This is a genomic window from Mesosutterella multiformis (assembly GCF_003402575.1).
Classification (GTDB): domain Bacteria; phylum Pseudomonadota; class Gammaproteobacteria; order Burkholderiales; family Burkholderiaceae_F; genus Mesosutterella; species Mesosutterella multiformis.
Map to the genome: position 1 here is coordinate 1,663,947 of NZ_BGZJ01000001.1, position 19,432 is coordinate 1,683,378.

The 19,432-nt window shown below is 56.1% G+C and carries 16 protein-coding genes, 1 tRNA gene and 2 pseudogenes; 7 read left to right on the top strand and 12 right to left on the bottom strand.

Going from position 1 to position 19,432, the window contains the following annotated elements:
- Positions 1-78: 78 nt before the first annotated feature.
- The gene (locus M4NBBH2_RS07615; RefSeq protein WP_200832724.1) at positions 79-1,284 is read left to right on the top strand and encodes an alpha-hydroxy-acid oxidizing protein; all 1,206 of its coding nucleotides are present in this window, start codon (positions 79-81) and stop codon (positions 1,282-1,284) included.
- 116 nt (positions 1,285-1,400) lie between these two features.
- Here M4NBBH2_RS07615 and M4NBBH2_RS07620 read toward each other — a convergent pair whose 3' ends face one another.
- The 3 genes and pseudogenes from M4NBBH2_RS07620 to M4NBBH2_RS07630 form a co-directional block, all read right to left on the bottom strand.
- The gene (locus M4NBBH2_RS07620) at positions 1,401-2,138 is read right to left on the bottom strand and encodes an SIMPL domain-containing protein (protein ID WP_160117868.1); all 738 of its coding nucleotides are present in this window, start codon (positions 2,136-2,138) and stop codon (positions 1,401-1,403) included.
- A gap of 159 nt (positions 2,139-2,297) precedes the next feature.
- Positions 2,298-3,824 (bottom strand): FAD-dependent oxidoreductase, encoded by a 1,527-nt coding sequence (locus tag M4NBBH2_RS07625; RefSeq protein WP_116270374.1) that lies wholly within the window; start codon positions 3,822-3,824, stop codon positions 2,298-2,300.
- A gap of 253 nt (positions 3,825-4,077) precedes the next feature.
- Positions 4,078-4,314, bottom strand: a pseudogene (locus M4NBBH2_RS07630) (transposase); the annotation flags it as partial.
- A gap of 98 nt (positions 4,315-4,412) precedes the next feature.
- Between M4NBBH2_RS07630 and M4NBBH2_RS07635 the strand changes: the two are divergent.
- The gene (locus M4NBBH2_RS07635; RefSeq protein WP_116269340.1) at positions 4,413-5,414 is read left to right on the top strand and encodes an IS30 family transposase; all 1,002 of its coding nucleotides are present in this window, start codon (positions 4,413-4,415) and stop codon (positions 5,412-5,414) included.
- 9 nt (positions 5,415-5,423) lie between these two features.
- On the opposite strand, the pseudogene M4NBBH2_RS07640 reads toward M4NBBH2_RS07635, so the two are convergent.
- A pseudogene (locus tag M4NBBH2_RS07640) lies at positions 5,424-6,434 on the bottom strand (IS256 family transposase); the annotation flags it as partial.
- A 232-nt stretch (positions 6,435-6,666) separates the two neighbouring features.
- Here M4NBBH2_RS07640 and infA point away from each other — a divergent pair.
- Positions 6,667-6,948: a translation initiation factor IF-1 gene (infA, locus tag M4NBBH2_RS07645; protein ID WP_116270377.1), complete on the top strand. Its 282-nt coding sequence runs from the start codon at positions 6,667-6,669 to the stop codon at positions 6,946-6,948.
- A 107-nt stretch (positions 6,949-7,055) separates the two neighbouring features.
- Here the strand turns inward: infA and M4NBBH2_RS07650 are convergent, their stop codons facing one another.
- From M4NBBH2_RS07650 to tig, 7 genes are all read right to left on the bottom strand, one after another.
- Entirely contained in the window at positions 7,056-7,595 is a 540-nt protein-coding gene (locus M4NBBH2_RS07650) for an LOG family protein (RefSeq protein WP_160117866.1), read from the bottom strand.
- A gap of 315 nt (positions 7,596-7,910) precedes the next feature.
- Positions 7,911-7,986: transfer RNA gene (locus M4NBBH2_RS07655), tRNA-Val, on the bottom strand.
- A gap of 56 nt (positions 7,987-8,042) precedes the next feature.
- Positions 8,043-8,315, bottom strand: a complete 273-nt coding sequence (locus M4NBBH2_RS07660) for an HU family DNA-binding protein (RefSeq protein ID WP_049687067.1) — start codon at positions 8,313-8,315, stop codon at positions 8,043-8,045.
- Between the two features lie 192 nt (positions 8,316-8,507).
- Positions 8,508-10,943, bottom strand: coding sequence for an endopeptidase La (lon, locus tag M4NBBH2_RS07665; protein WP_116270379.1), 2,436 nt, complete (start codon positions 10,941-10,943; stop codon positions 8,508-8,510).
- 256 nt (positions 10,944-11,199) lie between these two features.
- On the bottom strand, positions 11,200-12,480 hold the full coding sequence (gene clpX, locus M4NBBH2_RS07670) for an ATP-dependent Clp protease ATP-binding subunit ClpX (protein WP_116270623.1): 1,281 nt from the start codon (positions 12,478-12,480) through the stop codon (positions 11,200-11,202).
- Positions 12,481-12,650: 170 nt separating this feature from the next.
- A complete protein-coding gene (clpP, locus tag M4NBBH2_RS07675; protein ID WP_116270380.1) occupies positions 12,651-13,268 on the bottom strand; it encodes an ATP-dependent Clp endopeptidase proteolytic subunit ClpP in 618 nt (205 codons plus the stop codon).
- Between the two features lie 45 nt (positions 13,269-13,313).
- Positions 13,314-14,702 (bottom strand): trigger factor, encoded by a 1,389-nt coding sequence (gene tig / locus M4NBBH2_RS07680; protein ID WP_116270381.1) that lies wholly within the window; start codon positions 14,700-14,702, stop codon positions 13,314-13,316.
- 341 nt (positions 14,703-15,043) lie between these two features.
- Between tig and M4NBBH2_RS07685 the strand changes: the two genes are divergently transcribed.
- From M4NBBH2_RS07685 to M4NBBH2_RS07695, 3 genes are all read left to right on the top strand, one after another.
- A complete protein-coding gene (locus M4NBBH2_RS07685) occupies positions 15,044-15,346 on the top strand; it encodes a UxaA family hydrolase (RefSeq protein ID WP_116270382.1) in 303 nt (100 codons plus the stop codon).
- Positions 15,343-16,554: a UxaA family hydrolase gene (locus tag M4NBBH2_RS07690; protein WP_116270383.1), complete on the top strand. Its 1,212-nt coding sequence runs from the start codon at positions 15,343-15,345 to the stop codon at positions 16,552-16,554. Before M4NBBH2_RS07685 ends, M4NBBH2_RS07690 begins: the two co-directional genes overlap by 4 nt.
- A gap of 114 nt (positions 16,555-16,668) precedes the next feature.
- Positions 16,669-17,613 (top strand): AEC family transporter, encoded by a 945-nt coding sequence (locus M4NBBH2_RS07695; protein WP_116270384.1) that lies wholly within the window; start codon positions 16,669-16,671, stop codon positions 17,611-17,613.
- Between the two features lie 71 nt (positions 17,614-17,684).
- Here M4NBBH2_RS07695 and M4NBBH2_RS07700 read toward each other — a convergent pair whose 3' ends face one another.
- Positions 17,685-18,620 (bottom strand): alpha/beta fold hydrolase, encoded by a 936-nt coding sequence (locus M4NBBH2_RS07700; RefSeq protein WP_116270385.1) that lies wholly within the window; start codon positions 18,618-18,620, stop codon positions 17,685-17,687.
- Between the two features lie 180 nt (positions 18,621-18,800).
- On the opposite strand from M4NBBH2_RS07700, the gene M4NBBH2_RS07705 reads away from it, so the two are divergent.
- Entirely contained in the window at positions 18,801-19,427 is a 627-nt protein-coding gene (locus M4NBBH2_RS07705) for a hypothetical protein (protein WP_116270386.1), read from the top strand.
- The last annotated feature ends 5 nt before the right edge of the window (positions 19,428-19,432 follow it).

Consider the following 19,432-nt stretch of genomic DNA (forward strand, 5'->3'; position numbering starts at 1 on the left):
GGCAGGAAGCGCGAAAACCGTCTGACAAAAAAATGACACTGCCTGAGAAATTCAGTGTCTTATATAGGAGAGCAGAACATGTCAACTATCGACCTCAACCGTCGCGGTCTATTCAAGGCCGGAGCCGTTATCGCCGCCGCCTCTACGATCAGCAGCATTCCGGTTGTTGCCCAGGCTGCGGAAGAACCCGAAAAGAAGATCCGCCCCCTCACCGGCAAGAATCTCAAAATGAAAGACGTGCTTGACCGGGCGCGCGAAATGATGATGCCCCGCTGCTACGTCTGCGCGGAGTGCAACGGCCGCGGCCCCTGCATCGGCCAGGTGCCAGGCTTCGGCGGCATGGGCGCGAACCGTTCCTTCCAGGCGAATTACGATGCGCTTGCTGCAATCCGTCTGAATGGCCGCGTGGTGCACGGGGTCCATGTGCCAGATACCTCATTCGATTTCTTTGGGAACAAGCTTTCGATGCCGGTCATGGCGGCACCGACCGGCGGCACAACCTATAACATGGGCGGCCATCTGACAGAAGCCGAGTTCGTTACCGCGATCTGCGGCGGCTGCACCGCGGCCGGAACGCTCGGCGCTGTGGCTGACGGTATCGGCGACCCTCTGAATGTTTTCGAGGAACGGCTCCAGACACTGAAGTCAAAGGGATTCAAAGCGATCGTTGGCCTGAAACCCCGCCGCCAGCAGGACATCATTGAACGCATGAAGATCGCTGCGAACGCCGGTGTTGTCGCCTTCACGATCGACCTGGATTCCGCCGGCCGTGCGGCCCGCGCGACGAAGGGCCAGACCGTTGAGCCGAAGACCCCCGAGCAGCTCCGTGAACTCGTGAAGGCGAGCCCGCTTCCGCTCTTCTTCAAGGGCATTCTCACGACCGATGAAGCACTTCTCTGCCTCAACGCGGGCGCTGCCGGCATCGTGGTGTCGAACCACGGCGGCCGGGTGCTTGCGGATGAACCCGGGACCGCGGAAGTGCTTCCCGCCATCGCTGACGCGATTCACGGCCGCTGCATGATTCTTGTCGACGGCTGCGTGAAGCGCGGCACTGATGTGGAAAAATACATTGCCCTTGGCGCTGATGCCTGCCTCGCGGGCCGTCACTTTGTCCGCGGCGCTCACGGCGCACTGGCGGACGGCGTTGAACTCTTCGCGAACACGATCCGGAATGAACTCGCTGTCGCGATGACGCTGACTGGCGCGGCAAAGGTGAAGGACATCAACCGCAAGATGATCCGCATGACGACTCCCCCGCCGCTCGCTTTCGGCGTCCCGGCGTAAGGTGAGACGGATGAGTCTCTGATTCTCTCAAAGATTCAGAAGAGAAATCCCGCAGAAGAAATTTTCTGCGGGATTTTATTTTTAATTCAGAATATTAGAAATATCTGATTAAAGTGTTACTTTATCTTGAAAACCGCGCTTGCGGAGAGTGACACATCGGATTCTCCCGGGCTCATTTCGACAGAATCCGCAGCGGGGGCCGCTTTCCGAACCGCCATCAGCATCGGGGCCTGCGGGTAATAGTTCCCGGTCTGACCGCCAAAGGAAAGCTTATAAACCTTCACGCCGCTCGCGGGAATCCCGAAAGCCTTCGCGACAACCGCGGCCTTCGCGCCCAGATCCGCCATCGCGTCAGCCATCAGATCGGAGCGGTTCCTGAGCGAGGCGTCACGCGATACCCGGAACTGAAGTCCGGAGAATTCAAAATACCGGTTCGCGGCGTCAATCGCTTCACCGGCAAGCGAAGGATCTTTCAGCGTTACCCGGACTTCCTCGCGGGATGTCCAGTTGAGAATCTTCACGCCTTCCCCTTTCTTCGCCTGGGAGTAATTGGGGTTTGTGTAGAGGCTCCCCGACTGAAGCACAGCCTTCCCCGCAGGAAGCGCGGCGCGGAGTGCCTTCATACCCTGATTGAGCACCGTGAGCATTGCCTTCTGAGCGTCTTTCGCCGTAGCGCCCTGACGGGTCACCGCGAGTGTCAGCACCGCTTCATCGTTTGGCACCGTACGGGTCACCGTTGTGGAGAGCGTGATTTCTGCGTCCGGCGCCGCCGTGAGATCCGCGGCTGACGCGGCCGCCGGCACCGAAGCCACCGCGGCAAGACTCATCGCGAGGAGGATTTTTTTCATTTTCATAAAAAGAGGCTCCGTAGGGTTTTTAATCTGTCTTTTCACTATAGACCCGCAAAACCCATCTCCGGAATCGCTTTTTACACACTGCAAAAAAATGACGCCCCGCCCTCTGGAGAGAAAGGCGGGGCTCTGATTCATTCCCATGAATCAGAGGAGAGAGAGTTAAAGCTTTTCGTCCTCAATCGCCTGGAGAGCGGCATGACGGCCGGACCAGGAGGAGAAACCAAAGGCGTTACCCGAGAACCACACCGGGTAGCTGTCGCCATACATACCGCCCGCGTCCATACCCGTGCAGTAGAGTCCCTTCACAGGCTGGTTATTCTTATCGAGCGCATGCATGTACTGATCGATCTTGATACCGCCGATTGAAGTGAAGGAATATGGAGCAATCTTGATCGCGTAGAACGGGCCCTTGTTGATCGGGGTCAGCCACTCGCGTTCCTTATAGAAATCACGGTCGAAGCCGAAGGCTACGTTTTCGTTGTAGCGCTTCATCGTTTCTTCAAGCGTCGCGGCAGGAACACCGATCTGCTTCGCGAGTTCGGCGATCGTCGCGCCGGACTTGAAGCCATCAGACCCCTTCGCGAGAACGTCCTTGATTTCCTTCTTCATATCGGTCATCTTCGCGCCCACCGGAACAAGCACGCCGACACCAAGATCAAGGCCTTCCTTCTCGAAGTAATCCACCATATTGGAGTCGATAATGGCCCAGGCGTAGCCGTTATGCTGCTGACCGAGGGCGTTCGCGGCGTCCGAGAACTCGTGCGTCACGGTCTCACGGACGAAGCGCTTACCGGAATCATTCACCCAGACGGGCTTCGGCTGCCAGGACATCACCCAGATGTTCCCGAGGAGCTTCACATTGGAAGCGCGCGTACCGGGGTGCGCCATCAGCGCCATATTGCCAGGCACAGCACCCGCGGCTTCAGCCATCGCGATACCGTCACCGGTCTTATTGAGCGGCACAAGTCCCTGATAAATAGCCGGATCATAGTGCCCCCAATCGCGGACACGCTCCGGGCTGTTATTGAAGCCGCCGGTCGAAATGATCACCGCCTTCGCGCGGATCGTGTAGGTGTTGCCTTGATTATCCGCAGCCTTCACGCCGACCACACGGCCGTTTTCCGTAATGAGCGACTTAGCGGGAGTGCTCGTAAGGATCGTAGCGCCCTTCTCTTTTGCCCAGTCACTCAGAGCTTCAATATAGGCCGCGCCATGCTGGGAATTCTTGTACTTTCCGACCACGTGCCAGGTGATGCATTCGGTCGGCGACATCTGCGTGAGATGGAACGTAAGGTTATGCTTCGAGAGCCAGTCGAGATTTTCCGCAGACCCTTCAAGGAAGCGGCGGAGCAACGGGCCATTCGTCTTGTAATGGGTGTAATTCATCACGCGGTTATAGGCGTCCTCAATTGCAAGCGCATAGTTCTTGTCACGCTGCCAGCGGGTCTGGACTGCGCCAAGGCCTTCAGCCATCGAGGCGCCGCCGCCGAGGAACGCATTCTTTTCAAGCAGGATCGCTTTTTTGCCGGCATCCACCGCCTGAGTCACAGCCGCCATGCCAGCCGCACCGCCGCCAACAACAACGATATCAGCCGTCATCTGCTTCTCAGCAGCACCAGCCACACCCGCCATAGCCACGACTGCAGCAGCTACCGCAGTCCGCGTCAAAAAAGTCTGAATTTTCATTTATCTCTCCAGTTGCCTAGGTTGACTTTTAAAGCCACCGCATCTCAAAGAACTACTACGAGAGTAGCCCTTTTTACCTATTAAAGATGTTGTCTACTCAACATTATGGACAAGATAAATGAATATCTTGCAGGTTATTTTTTGCTGTCCTGATGAATATGAAGATTTAACCAATCATATTCATTGGAAAAAAGTTTCCCGTGGAGATGGAGCCACGAGGGTGTGTAATTTTTTGTGGGCGGCTCGTTCAAGGTTAATCGATGTAGGGGGTGATTCGGTCACCAAATAGCACAACCAATTCTCTCATAGCGGCACTCCAGTATGGAGAAGGCCGCACCCATCTTTTCTCTACTTTCCGGATTGCCAGAAAGAGAAGTTTCAAAGCAGCCGTTTCAGTAGGGAAAGCAGCTCGGGTCTTAATTACTTTTCTTAGATCCCGATTAAGGCTCTCTATGGCATTGGTTGTATAAATAAGTCTGCGGATATTTGGGGGGCGAATTATCACTTCAAGTGCAAAGCCTGAGAAAAGAATAGTGGCCCATAAAGCTTCCATAATAGAGATTGTCAAGATAACTATAGAGGGAGCTCATGAGCCACTATCATCATCTTACTCTTCGGGACAGAGTATTTATTTCGGCTTTAACGATTTCAGGCAAATCCCTGTCTGAAATTGCATGTGCGATTGGGAAAAATGTTTCTACGATCTCCCGCGAACTGAAGCGAAACAAGGCTGTATCGGCCCAGGATGGGGCTTCAGCTGCCTATGATCCCTGTGCCGCGCAGGCCCGATATCAGAGACAGAGAAAGCATTGCGGAAAGAGAAACATTCTGAAGTCTGACTCGTTGCTGACAAGGATTGTCTCAAATCTGCTGGTTAAGAAATTCTGGTCTCCGGAGCAGATTCAATACCGTCTCAGAAAGGAGCTGCCGAATCTAAGGATCAGCGCCACGACAATCTACCGAGGAATCAATTCTGGCTTTCTGGATCGCTTTGTGGATGGCCGAAAGATGTCCCGACACCTGCGACACCACGGTAAAACGCGTCACCGTAAAGGCATGACCGAGAGGCGAGGAAAGATCCAGATCACTCACAGCATTGAAGAGCGACCCCTGGAAGCTCAGAACAGATCTCGCCTGGGGGATTGGGAAGGCGATACCGTCATCGGAAAAAAGGGCGGAGCCTGCCTCACGACTCTGGTCGATAGGAAGTCCGGCTTTCTCTGTGGCGGGAAAACCGCTTCCAAGACTGCGGCCGATGTGTCTGCCGTAATTGAGAAATCTCTGTCAGATAAGGATCTGCGTACGATTACCGTAGATCGCGGAAAAGAATTTTCCTGGGCTGAAAAACTGGAGAAAGATCTCAGAACCAAAGTGTATTTCTGCTTGCCTCATCATCCATGGGAGAAAGGAAGTAATGAAAATACAAACGGACTTCTTAGAGACTTTTTCCCAAAAGGAATGAGTATCGATAAAATTTCTCAGGCAGAAGTTCAGAAACGGTTCAATGCTCTGAATTTCAGACCCAGAAAACGTCTCAATTGGAAGTGTCCGGCTGAAGTCTTTTATTCAGTAACTTTGCACTTGATTTGATAATTCACCGGAAAAATCAAAGAAGGGGATCACCTTATCCCAGGAATCGATCCACTGTTTGGCGATGTAAGGGTATCTGAGCCCCAGTTCCGACTGTGCAAAAGCGTCCAGTTCCTTCCGCGCATCAGCCGCGTTTACGGCCCGGTAAATGGGCTTCAGCGCGCCGGCTACGGCCTTGTAATCCTTATATCCGACGAATTTCAGACTGTTCCTGATCAGGTGAACAATGCAGGTCTGCAGCAGAGTGTTGGGAAAGGCAGCTTCAAGCGCCTCCTTCATTCCCTTGAGTCCGTCTGTGACAGCAATCAGAATATCAGACACCCCCCTGTTTTTGAGTTCAGTGAAGACCTTAAGCCAATATTTTGCGCTTTCGTTATCAGCGACCCACATCCCCAAAACTTCCTTGCGGCCCTGGGCGTTTACGCCCAAGGCAAGATGGACCGCTTTCGGGGTAACAATGCCATTATCACCTCGGATTTTGACTCGAATAGCGTCAAAGAAAACAGTTGTATAAAACGGATCCAGAGGACGGTTCTGCCATTTTTCAACCTCAGGAAGGATGGCGTCCGTAACATCGCTGATAAATTCGGCACTGGTCTCCATACCGTATTCATCATAGAGAAAGCCTTGAATTTCCCGGGTTGAGAGCCCTCTGGCGTACAAGGCCAGAACCTTGTCCTCAAACCCCGCCAGCTGGCGTTTATGCTTAGGAACGACCCTCGGCTCAAACTCTCCCTTGCGGTCTCTGGGTACGTCAATACGGATATTTCCAAGGCTGGACGATTTGAGGGTTTTCGAACTATGCCCGTTACGCTCATTTTCGGTGACACGTTTACCGCCTCTTTCGTAACCGAGATGATTGGTCATTTCACCGTCAAGCATTTGAGTCAGCAGCCGACCGAGCATATGGGCCATAAGATTTTCCGCATCCTCTGCGGTATTAATCTCAAGCCCGGATTTCTTGGCGTTTTCTAAAATCTGTCCTGCAACACTATCCAAGGGGTCTGTCTTTCGTTTCATTTGAGGCTCCTCCAAGAGCAATTATCTCAGAGTCACCCACAAAATTTTCCTCACCCTCACTAAAAAATCAAAAAAAGGGATGACAAATCAGTTTTTTCAGTTAAAATTGAGTCTTCATTACAGCAGAGGAAGTAAAGGAACTCAGTTTCTACAGAACCCAACCTGGTATCCACTTCAGAAATACTTGAATCGGATAGGAAGGTGGAGCACCTGTGGTTCTGGTTATCAGACTATGGCAAAGGAAGACCTTATTGAAATGGCCGGGCACGTACTTGAAGTGCTGCCCGATTCCCGTTATCGCGTGAAGCTTGAAAACGGTCACGAACTGATCGCCTACACGAGCGGCAAGATGCGCAAGAACCACATCCGCATTCTGGCCGGCGACAAGATTTCGCTTGAACTCTCGCCCTATGACCTGTCGAAGGGCCGCATTACCTTCCGCTATATCGAAGGCCGCTCTCCGACTTCCGCGGCTCCTGGCGCTGCTCACGGCAACAACAACCGCCGCCACTAAGCCGATGGCTCTCCGGTGAGTTCTGCCCGGAATGCAAAAACCCTCTGTCTGAAGGATTGTCCTTCGCGCAGAGGGTTTTTCTTATGAGGCGACTCAACGCCCGGCGCTCAGATTTCGGCGATGATCCGCAGCAGCTCCGCGTGCGTCGCGATCACATGCCAGGATTCCTTCCCCTCAGGCTTCACGAAGCCATCGCGTCCAAGCCGCCTCATGAAAACAACGAGCGGGCTCCAGAAGCCCTGCATGTCGTAAAAGTACGTGGGCTTATGGTGATAGCCGAGCGTATAGCCGGCGAGCGTGGAGAAGGCCTCGTCAAGCGTCCCGATCCCGCCGGGGAGCACAATCAGGATATCCGATCGTTCCACCATGACCCGCTTCCGCTCGGACAGGTCATCAACGAGAATCTTCTCGTCAAGCGCCGTATGCGCGCGGCCCCGCTCCTCAAGGAGTTTCGGCACCACACCGACCAGGCGGCCTCCCGTCTCGTGAGCCGCGTCAGCCACAGCCTTCATGAGACCGAAATCCGTTCCGCCATACACCATCGTCTTTCCGGCTTTTCCGATCGCCTCACCGATCGCCCTGCCTTCATTCAGGTACTTTGGATCGATCTGAGAGGAAGACGAGCAGAAAATCCCGATATTCTTCATAGCTGCACCCTGGATTGACCGAACGGAATCCGTCCGGGTCATGAAAATGTCAACGATTCAATATACGGCAAACACCCGGCTAAGCCTATACGCCTATCAGGTTAATTTCTGTAGTGCAGATCAGCCTTTAGCCGGATTGAATCAGACAGAGGAGGACTGGCTCACGCCTGTTTCCCAGCGCTGTGTACCTCCTGATGGTTTTCAGTCTATCCCGGTTCATCAGAGGATCCGCAAAAATATCTTTTTAAACTGCCGCCCGGCGGCTGAATAAATAAGAAAAAACCCCGGATGCCTGAGGCATCCGGGGCTGAATCTTGGTGGGCGCTAAGAGGCTCGAACTCCTGACCCACGCCGTGTAAAGGCGTTGCTCTACCAACTGAGCTAAGCGCCCTCTTCAGAAAAACCGGAATCTAGAAAGACCGCTCAGTTTTTCCGAGAGTGGAAGGTTTATTTTACAGCATCCTTCAGAGCTTTGCCAGGGCGGAACTTCGGCAGCGTGGCAGCAGCAATCGTGATTTCCTTGCCGGTCGCCGGGTTACGGCCCTTGCGGGCTTCGCGCTTAGCGGTCGTGAAGGTACCAAAACCCACGAGGGCGACTTCGTCACCCTTAGCCAGGGCGTCAGCAACACCAGCCGTGAAAGCGTCAACGGCAAGAGCAGCCTTGGCTTTGGAGATATCAGCCTTTTCAGCGATGAGCTCAACGAGTTCAGACTTATTCATATCGAATTTCCTTCTTCATTGTTACCCCGTGGGGGGCATGAACTTCTTCTAATCTCCCCTGTGTGCGGGGATAGAGCGATTTTAGCCGCAGAGCGTGGAAAATCAAAACAATTTAGGAATTTCCGTATAAAAAAATTGACGGGGGCAAATTTCTTTGATCCCCGTCAATTAAATCAAGCCCGAATCTGAGGCTTAGTGAGCAACGATCTCAGGCAGGCCGGGCTGTTCAGCGGGTACAGCCGCGAGCGACTCAGCCAGATCTTCCTTCGGAAGCGGCTCCGGCATACGGACAAGAGCCTGCTCCAGAACCTGCTCAATCCAGCGGACCGGAACGATCTCAAGACCGTCCTTCACGTTCTGCGGAATCTCAGCAAGATCCTTCACGTTGTCCTCCGGAATCATCACCTTCTTAATGCCGCCGCGGAGAGCCGCGAGGAGCTTCTCCTTCAGACCGCCGATCTCGAGGATCTCACCGCGGAGGGTGATTTCGCCCGTCATCGCGACATCAGCGCGGACCGGAATCCGGGTGAGCGCGGAAACAATCGCCGTCGTGATGGCACCGCCCGCGGACGGACCGTCCTTCGGCGTCGCGCCTTCCGGGAAGTGGAGGTGCAGATCGGTCTTCGAGAAGACGTCCTGCTTGATGCCGAGAGATTCAGCACGCTCACGCACCACCGAGCGGGCCGCTTCCACGGATTCCTTCATCACGTCGCCGAGGCTGCCCGTACGCTGGACCATGCCCTTGCCCGGGAAGACCGCGGCTTCGATCGAAAGGAGATCGCCTCCGACCTCTGTCCACGCGAGACCGTTCACCTGACCGATCTGGGGCTTCTTCGCCGCCACACCGAACGTGAACTTGCGAACACCCAGGTAACTGCCGATGTTCTCTTCATTCACCGTAACGGTTTCAGTCTTCGCGCTCTTCTTCGTCCCTTCCTTCATCATGTTCGCCATGACAACCTTGCGGCAGATCTTGCTGATTTCGCGCTCAAGTCCGCGGACACCGGCTTCACGGGTGTAGTAGCGGATGATCGCGACGATCGCCGAGCGGTCGATCACGAGCTCCCCCTTCTTCACGCCGTTAAGACGCATCTGCTTCGGCACGAGGTGCTCTTCCGCAATGTGAACCTTTTCCTCTTCGGTGTAGCCCGAGAGGCTGATCACTTCCATACGGTCAAGGAGCGCCGGCGGAATGTTGTAGGAGTTCGAGGTCGCGACAAAGAGCACGTCCGACAGATCGAACGGCACTTCAGCGTAGTGATCCTCAAACGTGCTGTTCTGCTCAGGGTCGAGCACCTCAAGCAGCGCGCTCGCCGGGTCACCGCGGTAATCCATGCCCATCTTGTCCACTTCGTCAAGCAGGAAGAGCGGATTGCGGACACCGACCTTGATCAGGTTCTGCAGGATCTTGCCCGGCATCGAGCCGACGTAGGTCCGGCGATGACCGCGGATTTCCGCTTCATCATGCACGCCGCCAAGAGCGAGACGCGTGAACTTGCGGCCGGTCGCGCGGGCGATCGATTCGCCAAGCGACGTCTTGCCGACACCCGGCGCGCCGACGAGGCAGAGAATCGGGGCCTTCACCTTCGTGACACGGCCCTGAACCGCCAGGTACTCAAGGATACGTTCCTTCACCTTCTCGAGACCGTAGTGATCCTCGTCGAGAATCTTCTTCGCCTTCGGGATATTGGAGGAGACACGGGTCTTCTTGCTCCAGGGGAGCGAGATCAGCGTATCGAGATACGCGCGGACCACGGTCGCTTCTGCGGACATCGGGCTCATCTGACGGAGCTTATTCAGTTCCTCAAGCGCCTTATCCTTCGCTTCCGGGCTCATCCGGGCGGCTTCGATCTTCTTCTCGTAGTCGTCCGTCACGTCGTTCCCGTCATCCCCCTGCCCGAGTTCCTTCTGAATGGCCTTCATCTGCTCATTCAGATAGTAGTCTCGCTGGTTCTTCTCCATCTGCTGCTTCACACGGCCGTGAATCCGCTTCTCCATCTTCTGGATTTCGGTTTCGCCGCCAAGGAGGCTGAGGAGTTCGGTAAGCGTGCTGTTCAGGTCATCAGACTCGAGCAGCTTCTGCTTCGCGGCCACCGCGACCGGGAGCTGCTGCACCACGACATCGGCGAGCCGCGTAGCGTCTGTCGTCTGGTTGACACTGCGCGCGAGATCCTCCGGAATCTTCGGATTCAGCTTCGCGTAGGCCGTGAAAGACTCGATGGTCGCGCGGCGCAGCGCTTCCGTTTCCGCCGGATCCGATTCCTTCATCGGGCGCGGCGACACAGAGGCCGTGAGATACCCGTCCACTTCACGCACCGCGCTCACATCGACGCGTTCCTTGCCTTCGACCAGAATCTTCACCGTCTGATCCGGGAGTCTCAGCATCTGAAGAATGGTGCCCACGCAGCCGACCTTAAACAGATCCTGTCCGGTCGGTTCATCGATCTGGCCGTCCCGCTGGGCGACAAGAAGGATCTTCTTACCCTGGTTCATCGCAATTTCCGCAGCCCGGATCGATTTCGCCCGGCCCATGAAAAGGGTGATCACCATACGCGGGAACACCACGATGTCACGCAGCGGAAGGAGCGGGAACACTTCAAGAGCGGTGTTTTGCGTTTTTTCTGTCATTCAATTCGTTCCAAAAAATGTGAAACTGCCCGTCAGAAAACAATCTTCCGGCCGGGTGTGTCCCGGCTGACGGCAGTCCTAAAACCATATATGGGGGCGGTTAACGCAGTTTCAAGGGTATTCGAGAAACGGAAGCGGCAGTCCCGGACATTCCGGGTTCCGCCGCAGCTTTGAATTAATTCTAGCGAAGTCAAAAAAAACGCTCGAGCCTTTTTGGACCCGAGCGTTTCTCAGTACTCTGAAGCAGAGGAAACTATCAGGCTTCCGTCTTCCGAAGCACGAGTTCAGGGGCTTCTCCCTTTGTCACGCAGTTTTCTCCCACCACGACCTTTTCCACATCCTTACGGGACGGGATTTCAAACATCGTGTCAAGCAGAATCCCCTCCACAATGGAGCGGAGTCCGCGGGCACCGGTCTTGCGGGCGATGGCGCGCTTCGCGATCGCGGAAAGCGCTTCCTTCGTGAACTCAAGCTTCACGCCTTCATCATCGAAGAGCACCTGATACTGCTTGAGAAGCGCGTTCTTCGGTTCCGTGAGAATCGAAATGAGCGCCGCCTCATCGAGTTCGGAAAGCACCGTGATCACGGGGAGACGGCCGACGAGTTCCGGAATCAGGCCGTATCGGACAAGATCCTCTGCCTCAACGTTCCGGAGGAGCTTCGAAAGCGGCTCTTCCTTCTTGCTCTTCACCTCAGCGCCAAACCCAATGCCGCTCTTCTCGGTACGGTTCCGGACCACTTTCTCGAGCCCATCAAACGCGCCGCCGCAGATAAAGAGGATGTTTGTCGTATCTACGGCAATCATCTGCTTTCCGGGGTTCTTCCGGCCGCCCTGCGCGGGGACATTCGCGACCGTCCCCTCGACGAGCTTCAGAAGCGCCTGCTGCACGCCCTCACCCGACACGTCACGGGTGATCGAGGGGTTCTCGCTCTTACGGGCGATCTTATCGATTTCGTCCAGGTAAACGATACCGGTTTCCGCGCGCTTCACGTCGCCGTCAGACGCCTGGAGGAGCTTCGAAATAATGTTCTCAACGTCCTCACCCACATAGCCCGCTTCGGTAAGCGTCGTCGCGTCAGCGATCGCGAACGGCACATCAAGCGCTTTCGCGAGCGTCTGCGCGAGGAGCGTCTTTCCGGAGCCGGTCGGCCCGATGAGAAGAATGTTGCTCTTCTGCAGCTCCACCTCGCGGTCTTCCTTCGCCTGGTGGCGGAGACGCACGTAGTGATTGTGAACGGCAACGGCGAGAGTCTTCTTCGCGCGTTCCTGGCCGATCACATAGTCATTCAGGTGCTCAAAAATCTCTTTCGGAGCCGGGATCGGCTTCTCAGCGGCAGCCGCTTCGACTTCCGCCTCTTCCACGGAAGGCGCCGCCGCCTTTTCCCCCGTTTCATCCGCGAGGAGCGAGGCGAGCTGTCTCGTGCAGTCATCGCAGACGAAAACCCCGTTGCCGCCGAAGAGGTGCTTCACCTCCCCTTCCCCACGGCCGCAGAATACGCATTTCCGGGTCTCGTGATCTGAACGGCTATCTGTCATGAAGGAACTCCAAAAGTAAAAATAGTGAATTCTGTCCGGCTCAGACGCCGGAATTGAAAAGCCCGGAGGGATGATTGAACCCGCCGGGCTTTCCTGCTGATCCATAAAAGAGAAGAGTTCTGAGAGGCGGCCTGAGGCAGTGCCCCTCATCTTCCTTTCTGGACTCAGGCTTAGTCTGTTTCTCCGCGGCGAACGAAGATATGGTCAATCAGGCCATACGCCTTCGCTTCCTTCGGATTCATGAAGTTATCCCGGTCCGTATCGCGCTGGATCGTTTCGATCGGCTGACCGGTACGATCGGCAAGGATCTGATTCAGCTGCTTCTTGAGGTACAGGATTTCGTTCGCCTGGATCTCAATATCGCTCGCCATGCCCTGGGAACCGCCGGACGGCTGATGGATCATGATCCGGGAGTTCGGGAGCGCGTAGCGCTTGCCCTTCGTGCCGGCGGCAAGAAGGAAAGCACCCATGCTCGCTGCCATTCCGAAGCAGATCGTGTTCACATCGGGCTTGATGAACTGAATCGTATCGTAGATCCCGAGGCCGGCGTAAACGCTGCCCCCGGGGCTATCGATATAGAGCGAGATGTCCTTATCGGGATTCTCGCTCTCGAGGAACAGGAGCTGCGCAACGACGAGGTTCGCCGATTCATCGGTCACGGGGCCCGTCAGGAAAATCACCCGATCCCGAAGCAGTCGGGAATAGATATCGAACGCGCGCTCACCGCGCCCGCTCTGCTCTACCACCATGGGCACGAGACCCATGCTGTTTGCGTCAAACTTAGTCATGCTGCTCCTTCTTCACTAAAACAGAGAAACCGCGGTCCTTCCGGATCAGGCTTCAGCCTTGCGGCCCATGAGAACGTCGAAGTCGATCGCTTCGTCGGAGGTCTTGCCCTTGCCGAGCACGAAGTCAACGAGGTTGTTCTCAATCACGGCAGCGGAGAGCTCAGCGTAACGGTTCTGGTCCTTCAGGTACCATTCCGTCACTTCTTCAGGCTTCTCGTAGGCCGAGGCCATTTCAGCGGCAAACGTCTTAACCTGTTCCGGTTCCGCCTTGATCTTATTATCAGCGATCAGCTTGGAAACGAGGAGGCCGAGGCGAACGCGGCGTTCAGCCTGGGGAGCGAAGACCTGCGGGTCAAGGTTCGGCATGTTCTTCACATCGAGACCACGGGCAGCGAGCTGCTCACGGTATTCGTTGCCGATACGGGCGGCTTCGTCACGGACCATCACGACCGGCAGAGCGAACTTGGCCTGCTCGATCAGGGCGTTGAAGACACCTTCCTTCGTACGGGCGGTCAGGCGGGACTTCACTTCGCGCTTCAGGTTGGTCTCGACTTCCTTCTTCAGCTGATCAACGCTCTTGATGCCGAGGGATTCAGCGAACTTATCGTCGAGGGCGGGGAGCACGGGCTCCTGAACCTTCTTCACGGTGAGGGTGAAGTCGGCGATCTTGCCGGCGAGGTTCTTCGCACCGTAGTCAACCGGGAACGTGAGCTTGAATTCCTTCGTCTCGCCAGCCTTGAGACCGGTGGCGGCAGCGTCAAACTCGGGGAGCATCTGGCCGGCGCCGACAATGAAGGCGTAGTCCTTAGCGGTGCCGCCGTCGAAAGCGACGCCGTCGATCTTGCCTTCGAAGTCAACCGTCACTTCGTCGTCCTTCTGGGAAGCGCGTTCGACATCCTTATAGGTAGCGCGCTGCTTCAGCATGACGTTCAGCGTGTCGGTCACTTCCTTATCGGTGACTTCACAGACGAAACGATGGAGCTCGAGGTTAGCGAAATCAGGCGTTTCGACCTCGGGGATCACTTCGAAGTGAGCCTCGAACTTGAGATCAGACTTGCCGTCAGTCGGCATGTCCTTCGCGGGGACCACTTCAGGGGTGCCGGCGATGCGGAAGCCGCCTTCAGTGATCGCCTTCTCAACAGCCTTGCCGATTTCTTCGTTCAGGGCTTCGCTGTAGGCTTCCTGACCGTAGAGGCTGCGCACGATGTTCATCGGGACGTGGCCGCGGCGGAAACCGTCAACGCGGGCCTTCTTGGCATAACCCTTCAGGCGGGATTCGGTGCCGGCGGAGACGGCATCCTGGGAGACAGTGACCTCAACGGAACGCGCGAGCGGGTTCACGGGAGCGGTGAGGGAGCTATCGGTAACCTCGGAAGACTTGGTGGCCTTAACCTCGGTTTCTTCATTCTTTACTTCTTCAGCTTTTTCAGTCATTTTGCTTACTTTAAAAAGGGGCCGGCTCCAGAACGGATACGGCCTAAAAATTCCGGCGGGAGACGGCAGCACCGCGACACAGCACTGCCCATCTCGGGACTGACCGCGGAAACGGGGAACAAAAGGGCTCACCCGCTTCAAGGCCCGGTAAACTGCCGATTATATTTCAAGTTGCCGGGCCTTGCTCCCGATTCCGGCGCCCGGCTCACAAAACCTCACACCTTTAGGCGTGAAGCCTCGCCTCCCTCTTCCCCCTATTAGGCATTTCTGAAACACGGGAAACCGCTGATAATTGGATCGCTTTGCGCTTCGCGAAGTCTCTTATATCAGGAGAAGAATCGATGCTTGCTCTGCTTCTCAATCCGGAAGACACGGTGGCCACCGCGCTTTCTGACGCAGCGGCCGGAGATACCGCTGAAATCATCCTGGGCCGCGAAAAAACCGGCCGCCTAGTCACAGCCCTGGACGCGGTCCCCTTCGGATTCAAGATTGCGGTGTCACCGATGAAAAAAGGCAGCCTCGTGATCAAGTACGGTCTGCCGATTGGCGTTGCGAGCCGCGACATCGCTCCGGGTTCACTCGTCCATATTCATAACATTGAGGGGGCCCGCGGCCGGGGTGACCTGAAGGAGAACGCCAAATGACTAATGAGTTTCTGGGGTTCATGCGCCCCGATGGGCATGCCGGCGCGAGAAACACGCTTCTCATTCTTCCGATCAACCGGTCGCTCAATTTCATCGCGACCAATGTCTGTCGGATGATCCGGGGCGCGGTTCACTTTGAAATTCCGGCAGAAACGGGACGCCCCGCGAAAGACCGAGAAACGATTGCCCGTGTGATGGAAGGTCTTATCCGGAATCCGAATGTCGGCGGGACACTGCTCCTCGCGGTGAAACCGTCCGGCGAAAGCGCCTACCGCAATATGAGCGACAGCCGCTTTGCTGCCGCGGCAGAGCAGTCCGGTAAACCCTTCCGGATCCTTTACCTCACAGAGTCCGGCGGAAGCTATGGCCTTCTCGGTAAAGCGCTTCAGGCAGCCCGAAGCCTTGCGGTCGAAGTCTCCAGGGCCCGAAGGTCGCCCTGCCCGCTTTCCGCGCTGACACTCGCCGTAAAATGCGGAACGTCAGACGCCACCTCAGGCATCGCGGGGAATCCCACGGTGGGCAACGCTTTTGACCGGCTGATCGACGCCGGCGGAACCGCGATGTTCTCAGAAACCACGGAAATCATCGGCGCGGAGAAGCTGGTCGCTGCCCGTGCCGTAAATGACACCGTAGCAGGGAAAATTCTCACCGCAGCCCGTCGCTGGGAAGAAAAAGCGCTCTCCACCGGCGAAGATATCCGGGCGATCAATCCGATACCGGCGAATATCGCGGCGGGTATATCGACCCTTGAAGAAAAATCGCTCGGCGCGATCGCCAAATCCGGTCATCGCCCGATTCAGGATGTACTCACCTACGGTGAAGCCCCGTCGGGTCATGGGCTCTACTTCATGGACGCCTGGATGAGTTCGCTTTCGCTTCCCCTCGGGTTCACCGCTGCCGGCGCCGCGATCATGATTTATCAGATGGGCGGAAACGCCATGCCTGAAAATCCCGCAATGCCTGCCATCAATCCAACCGTTGTATCACCGTTCCTCTACGTAACGGGCAACGCCAGAGCTTTTGAGCGGTCTCCTGATAATTTTGACTTTGACGCCTCTCCCGTCATGTCAGGCAACGCGTCAATCGAAGAAATGGGAGAAGCGCTTCTCACCCATCTGAGAGACATCGCGTCCGGAACCGTTACGAAAATGGAGACGCTCCTTTATGAGGAGCAGCTCGAGGTCTTCATGGAAGGCCCGGTACTCTGATCTATTCAGACTTTCCGCAGGGATCCCCCGATCGGGGGATCCTCGGAGCTTTGCGTAACTGCGCCCGGATCCAAAGCGGCGTAGAGTCAGGAAAAATTCAAACCGGCTCCTTTCATGACTGTCTTTCTTAATAACTTTCTGATCGCGCTTCCGCTTTTCGCGCTGGTCGGTCTTGGCTACCTTTTCGCCTCTCTCAGACTTGTCACACCGGAAATCGGAAAGGCGCTCTCAAAATTCGCCTTCACGGTCGCGATCCCGACGCTCCTCTTCCGTCTGATGAGTAACATCACGCAGCTTCCCGCGCCGAAGCTCGGGGTGCCCTTCGCGTTTTTCGGCTCCTGCATTCTGGTTTACTTTTTCGGCCGGATTCTCGCGAAGAAACTCTGCCACCTCACGACAGACGAACAGACGGTGTTTGGCATGGCAACGGTGTTTTCCAATAACGTCCAGCTCGGGGTCCCGATTTCGATCGCGCTTCTCTCCCCGGCTTCGATGCCGGCACTTGCCGTGATCTTCGCGCTCAACGCGTTCCTCATGTGGACCTTCGCGACGGTGCAGATTGAGTTCAGCCGGAGCCGCAGTCCGTCACTCTCCAGGACGATCTATCAGGGTACGATGCGATCCCTTCGGAACCCAATTGTGATCGGCATTATTCTCGGTCTCCTCTGGAGTCTCACGGGACTCGAAATGCCGGTGCCGCTGGAGAAGACTGTCGATCTGATGGCAAACGCCGCCTCCCCTGTCGCGCTTTTCGCGGTGGGTGTCGGTCTTACTCAATATAAGCTTCGGTCCCACTTTGAAACGACTGGCCTCATCACGGTTCTGAAGCTTGGCGTGCAGCCGGTTGTTGTATTCCTTCTCGGGCACCTGATGGGGCTCACGGGGCCGGAACTTCAGGCCGTGTGTCTCCTCGGCTGCCTCCCGGTCGGTGTGAATGTCTACATCATGGCGCAGGAATTCAATGTGCTTCAGGGGCCGACCGCGAATTCGCTCCTTCTCACGACAATTCTTGCCGCGGTAACGCTGCCTGCGGTGCTGAGCCTTCTTGGGCTCCTCTAAAGAAACTGTCCTCTTATATCTTATATATAGAGGAAGCCAGATAACTCTTAACGAGAGTCTGCGCTTTCTCTTTATGGAACACTCATCAGGAAGGCGTCGAGCTCTTCTTCAAACCGATGCGGACACTCTTCCTCAGGGGAATGACCGCAGGGAAGAGCTGTGCCCCGGACATCGAGCGCCTTCCCGCGCCAGGTTTCCGGCACATCGTAAAGCTGCCCCACGGTGCCCTTCGCGCCCCACACAAGGAAAAGCGGACAGCGGATCCGCTTCCCGCTGTCAGACGCGTCATCCTCGAGATCGATCGTTGCCGCTGCCCGGTAATCCTCGCAGATCGCGTGCACCGTCCTGGGATCCCGGTAGCAGCGAAGGTATTCCTGCATCACCGGTTCTTCTGTCGCCCCCTCGGTCTTCAGCTGCCCCGCGATATGACGCCTGAGGAAATACTCCGGATCCGAGAGGATCAGTTTCTCAGGAAAGGGCTCCGGCTGAATCAGAAAGAACCACCAGAAGTATCGGGTCGCAAATTCCTTATTGGTTCTTTCATACATTGTCGCGGTCGGCGCAATATCGATAAAGGTGGCGCTTGAAAGCATCTCAGGGTAGTCGAGCGCGAAACGGTGCCCGACCCGTCCCCCTCGGTCATGCCCCACGAGATCAAATGGAGGGAGCGATAAGCCACGGGCGAGTTCCGCGATATCGGACGCCATTTCGCGCTTTGAGTACGGGCGGTGATCCGGCGTGCTTTCAGGCTTTGAACTGTCACCGTACCCGCGGAGATCGGGAAGGATGACCAGACGGTCCTTCGCGAAGAACGGCGCGACCTTCCGCCAGATCACGTGGGTATGAGGATGCCCATGCAGCATCACAAGCGGCCGCTTCCTGGAATAGCGGGGACCGCCGATCGCAGTTCTGAGAGTGATGCCGTTCGGAAGCTCGGCATCCACAAGCCGGAACCCAGGAACAAACGCAGAATTCCCCGCGTCACGGAGCGTGAAGGTTTTAGCCATCTGATCGACCTTTCTTATTAGCCAGACTGAAGGATACGTTAGACCAGAGAGCCGAAATTTTCAAAAGGAAACGCACCGGATCCCCTGCTGAATGGGACTTCCGTCAAAAAAAATTTGTTCGGGCAATGTACGAAATCTCTCCCCGGTTTTATCATTAGCACAACCGCGAGATCCCCCCCGATGAAAAAACTCTATTTTGTTATTGCCGCTGGCCTGGCCGCTCTTTCCGCGACACTCGCCTTTGCGGCTGATCCTATTACTGAATTTCTGCTCCACTCCGACCGGGCAACGGTGAGCGTGCCGGACGCGCCTGCTCTCACGCAGTCGAAACCCGCGCTGCAGCAGAAGCTTCTTGATGTCGAAGTGAATCCGAAGGACGACGCCTTCCAGCTCGAGGCTCCTTTCAAGGGCGGCAAAGTGGCCCCTGAAACCGTGGCAGCCCGATTCCGCGACGTCCGCGGTCTGATGCTCCGGGTCTGCCAGCAGCCCTCAAATCAGGCTTATTTCAGCAAGACCCCCTGTATCGCATCTGAACTCACTGACGCTCAGGCCTCCGACTCCGCCAAAGCGTCTCCCGCGGAAGTGAAAGCCGCGAACCGTGTCTTCCAGCAGATTGCCGCGATCAACGACAAGACCCGGCAGATGATGATTGCCTCCGGCGTTGACACACATGAAGCCGCGGTGAAACAAAGCGAAGCCCAGATTGACCCCAAAGTGAAAGCGAATCAGGATGCCCTGATATCCGGGAAGATCTCCTGGGGCGAATATAACCGCACCCGCATGACACTCACCCGCCGGGCGCGGTAACCGAT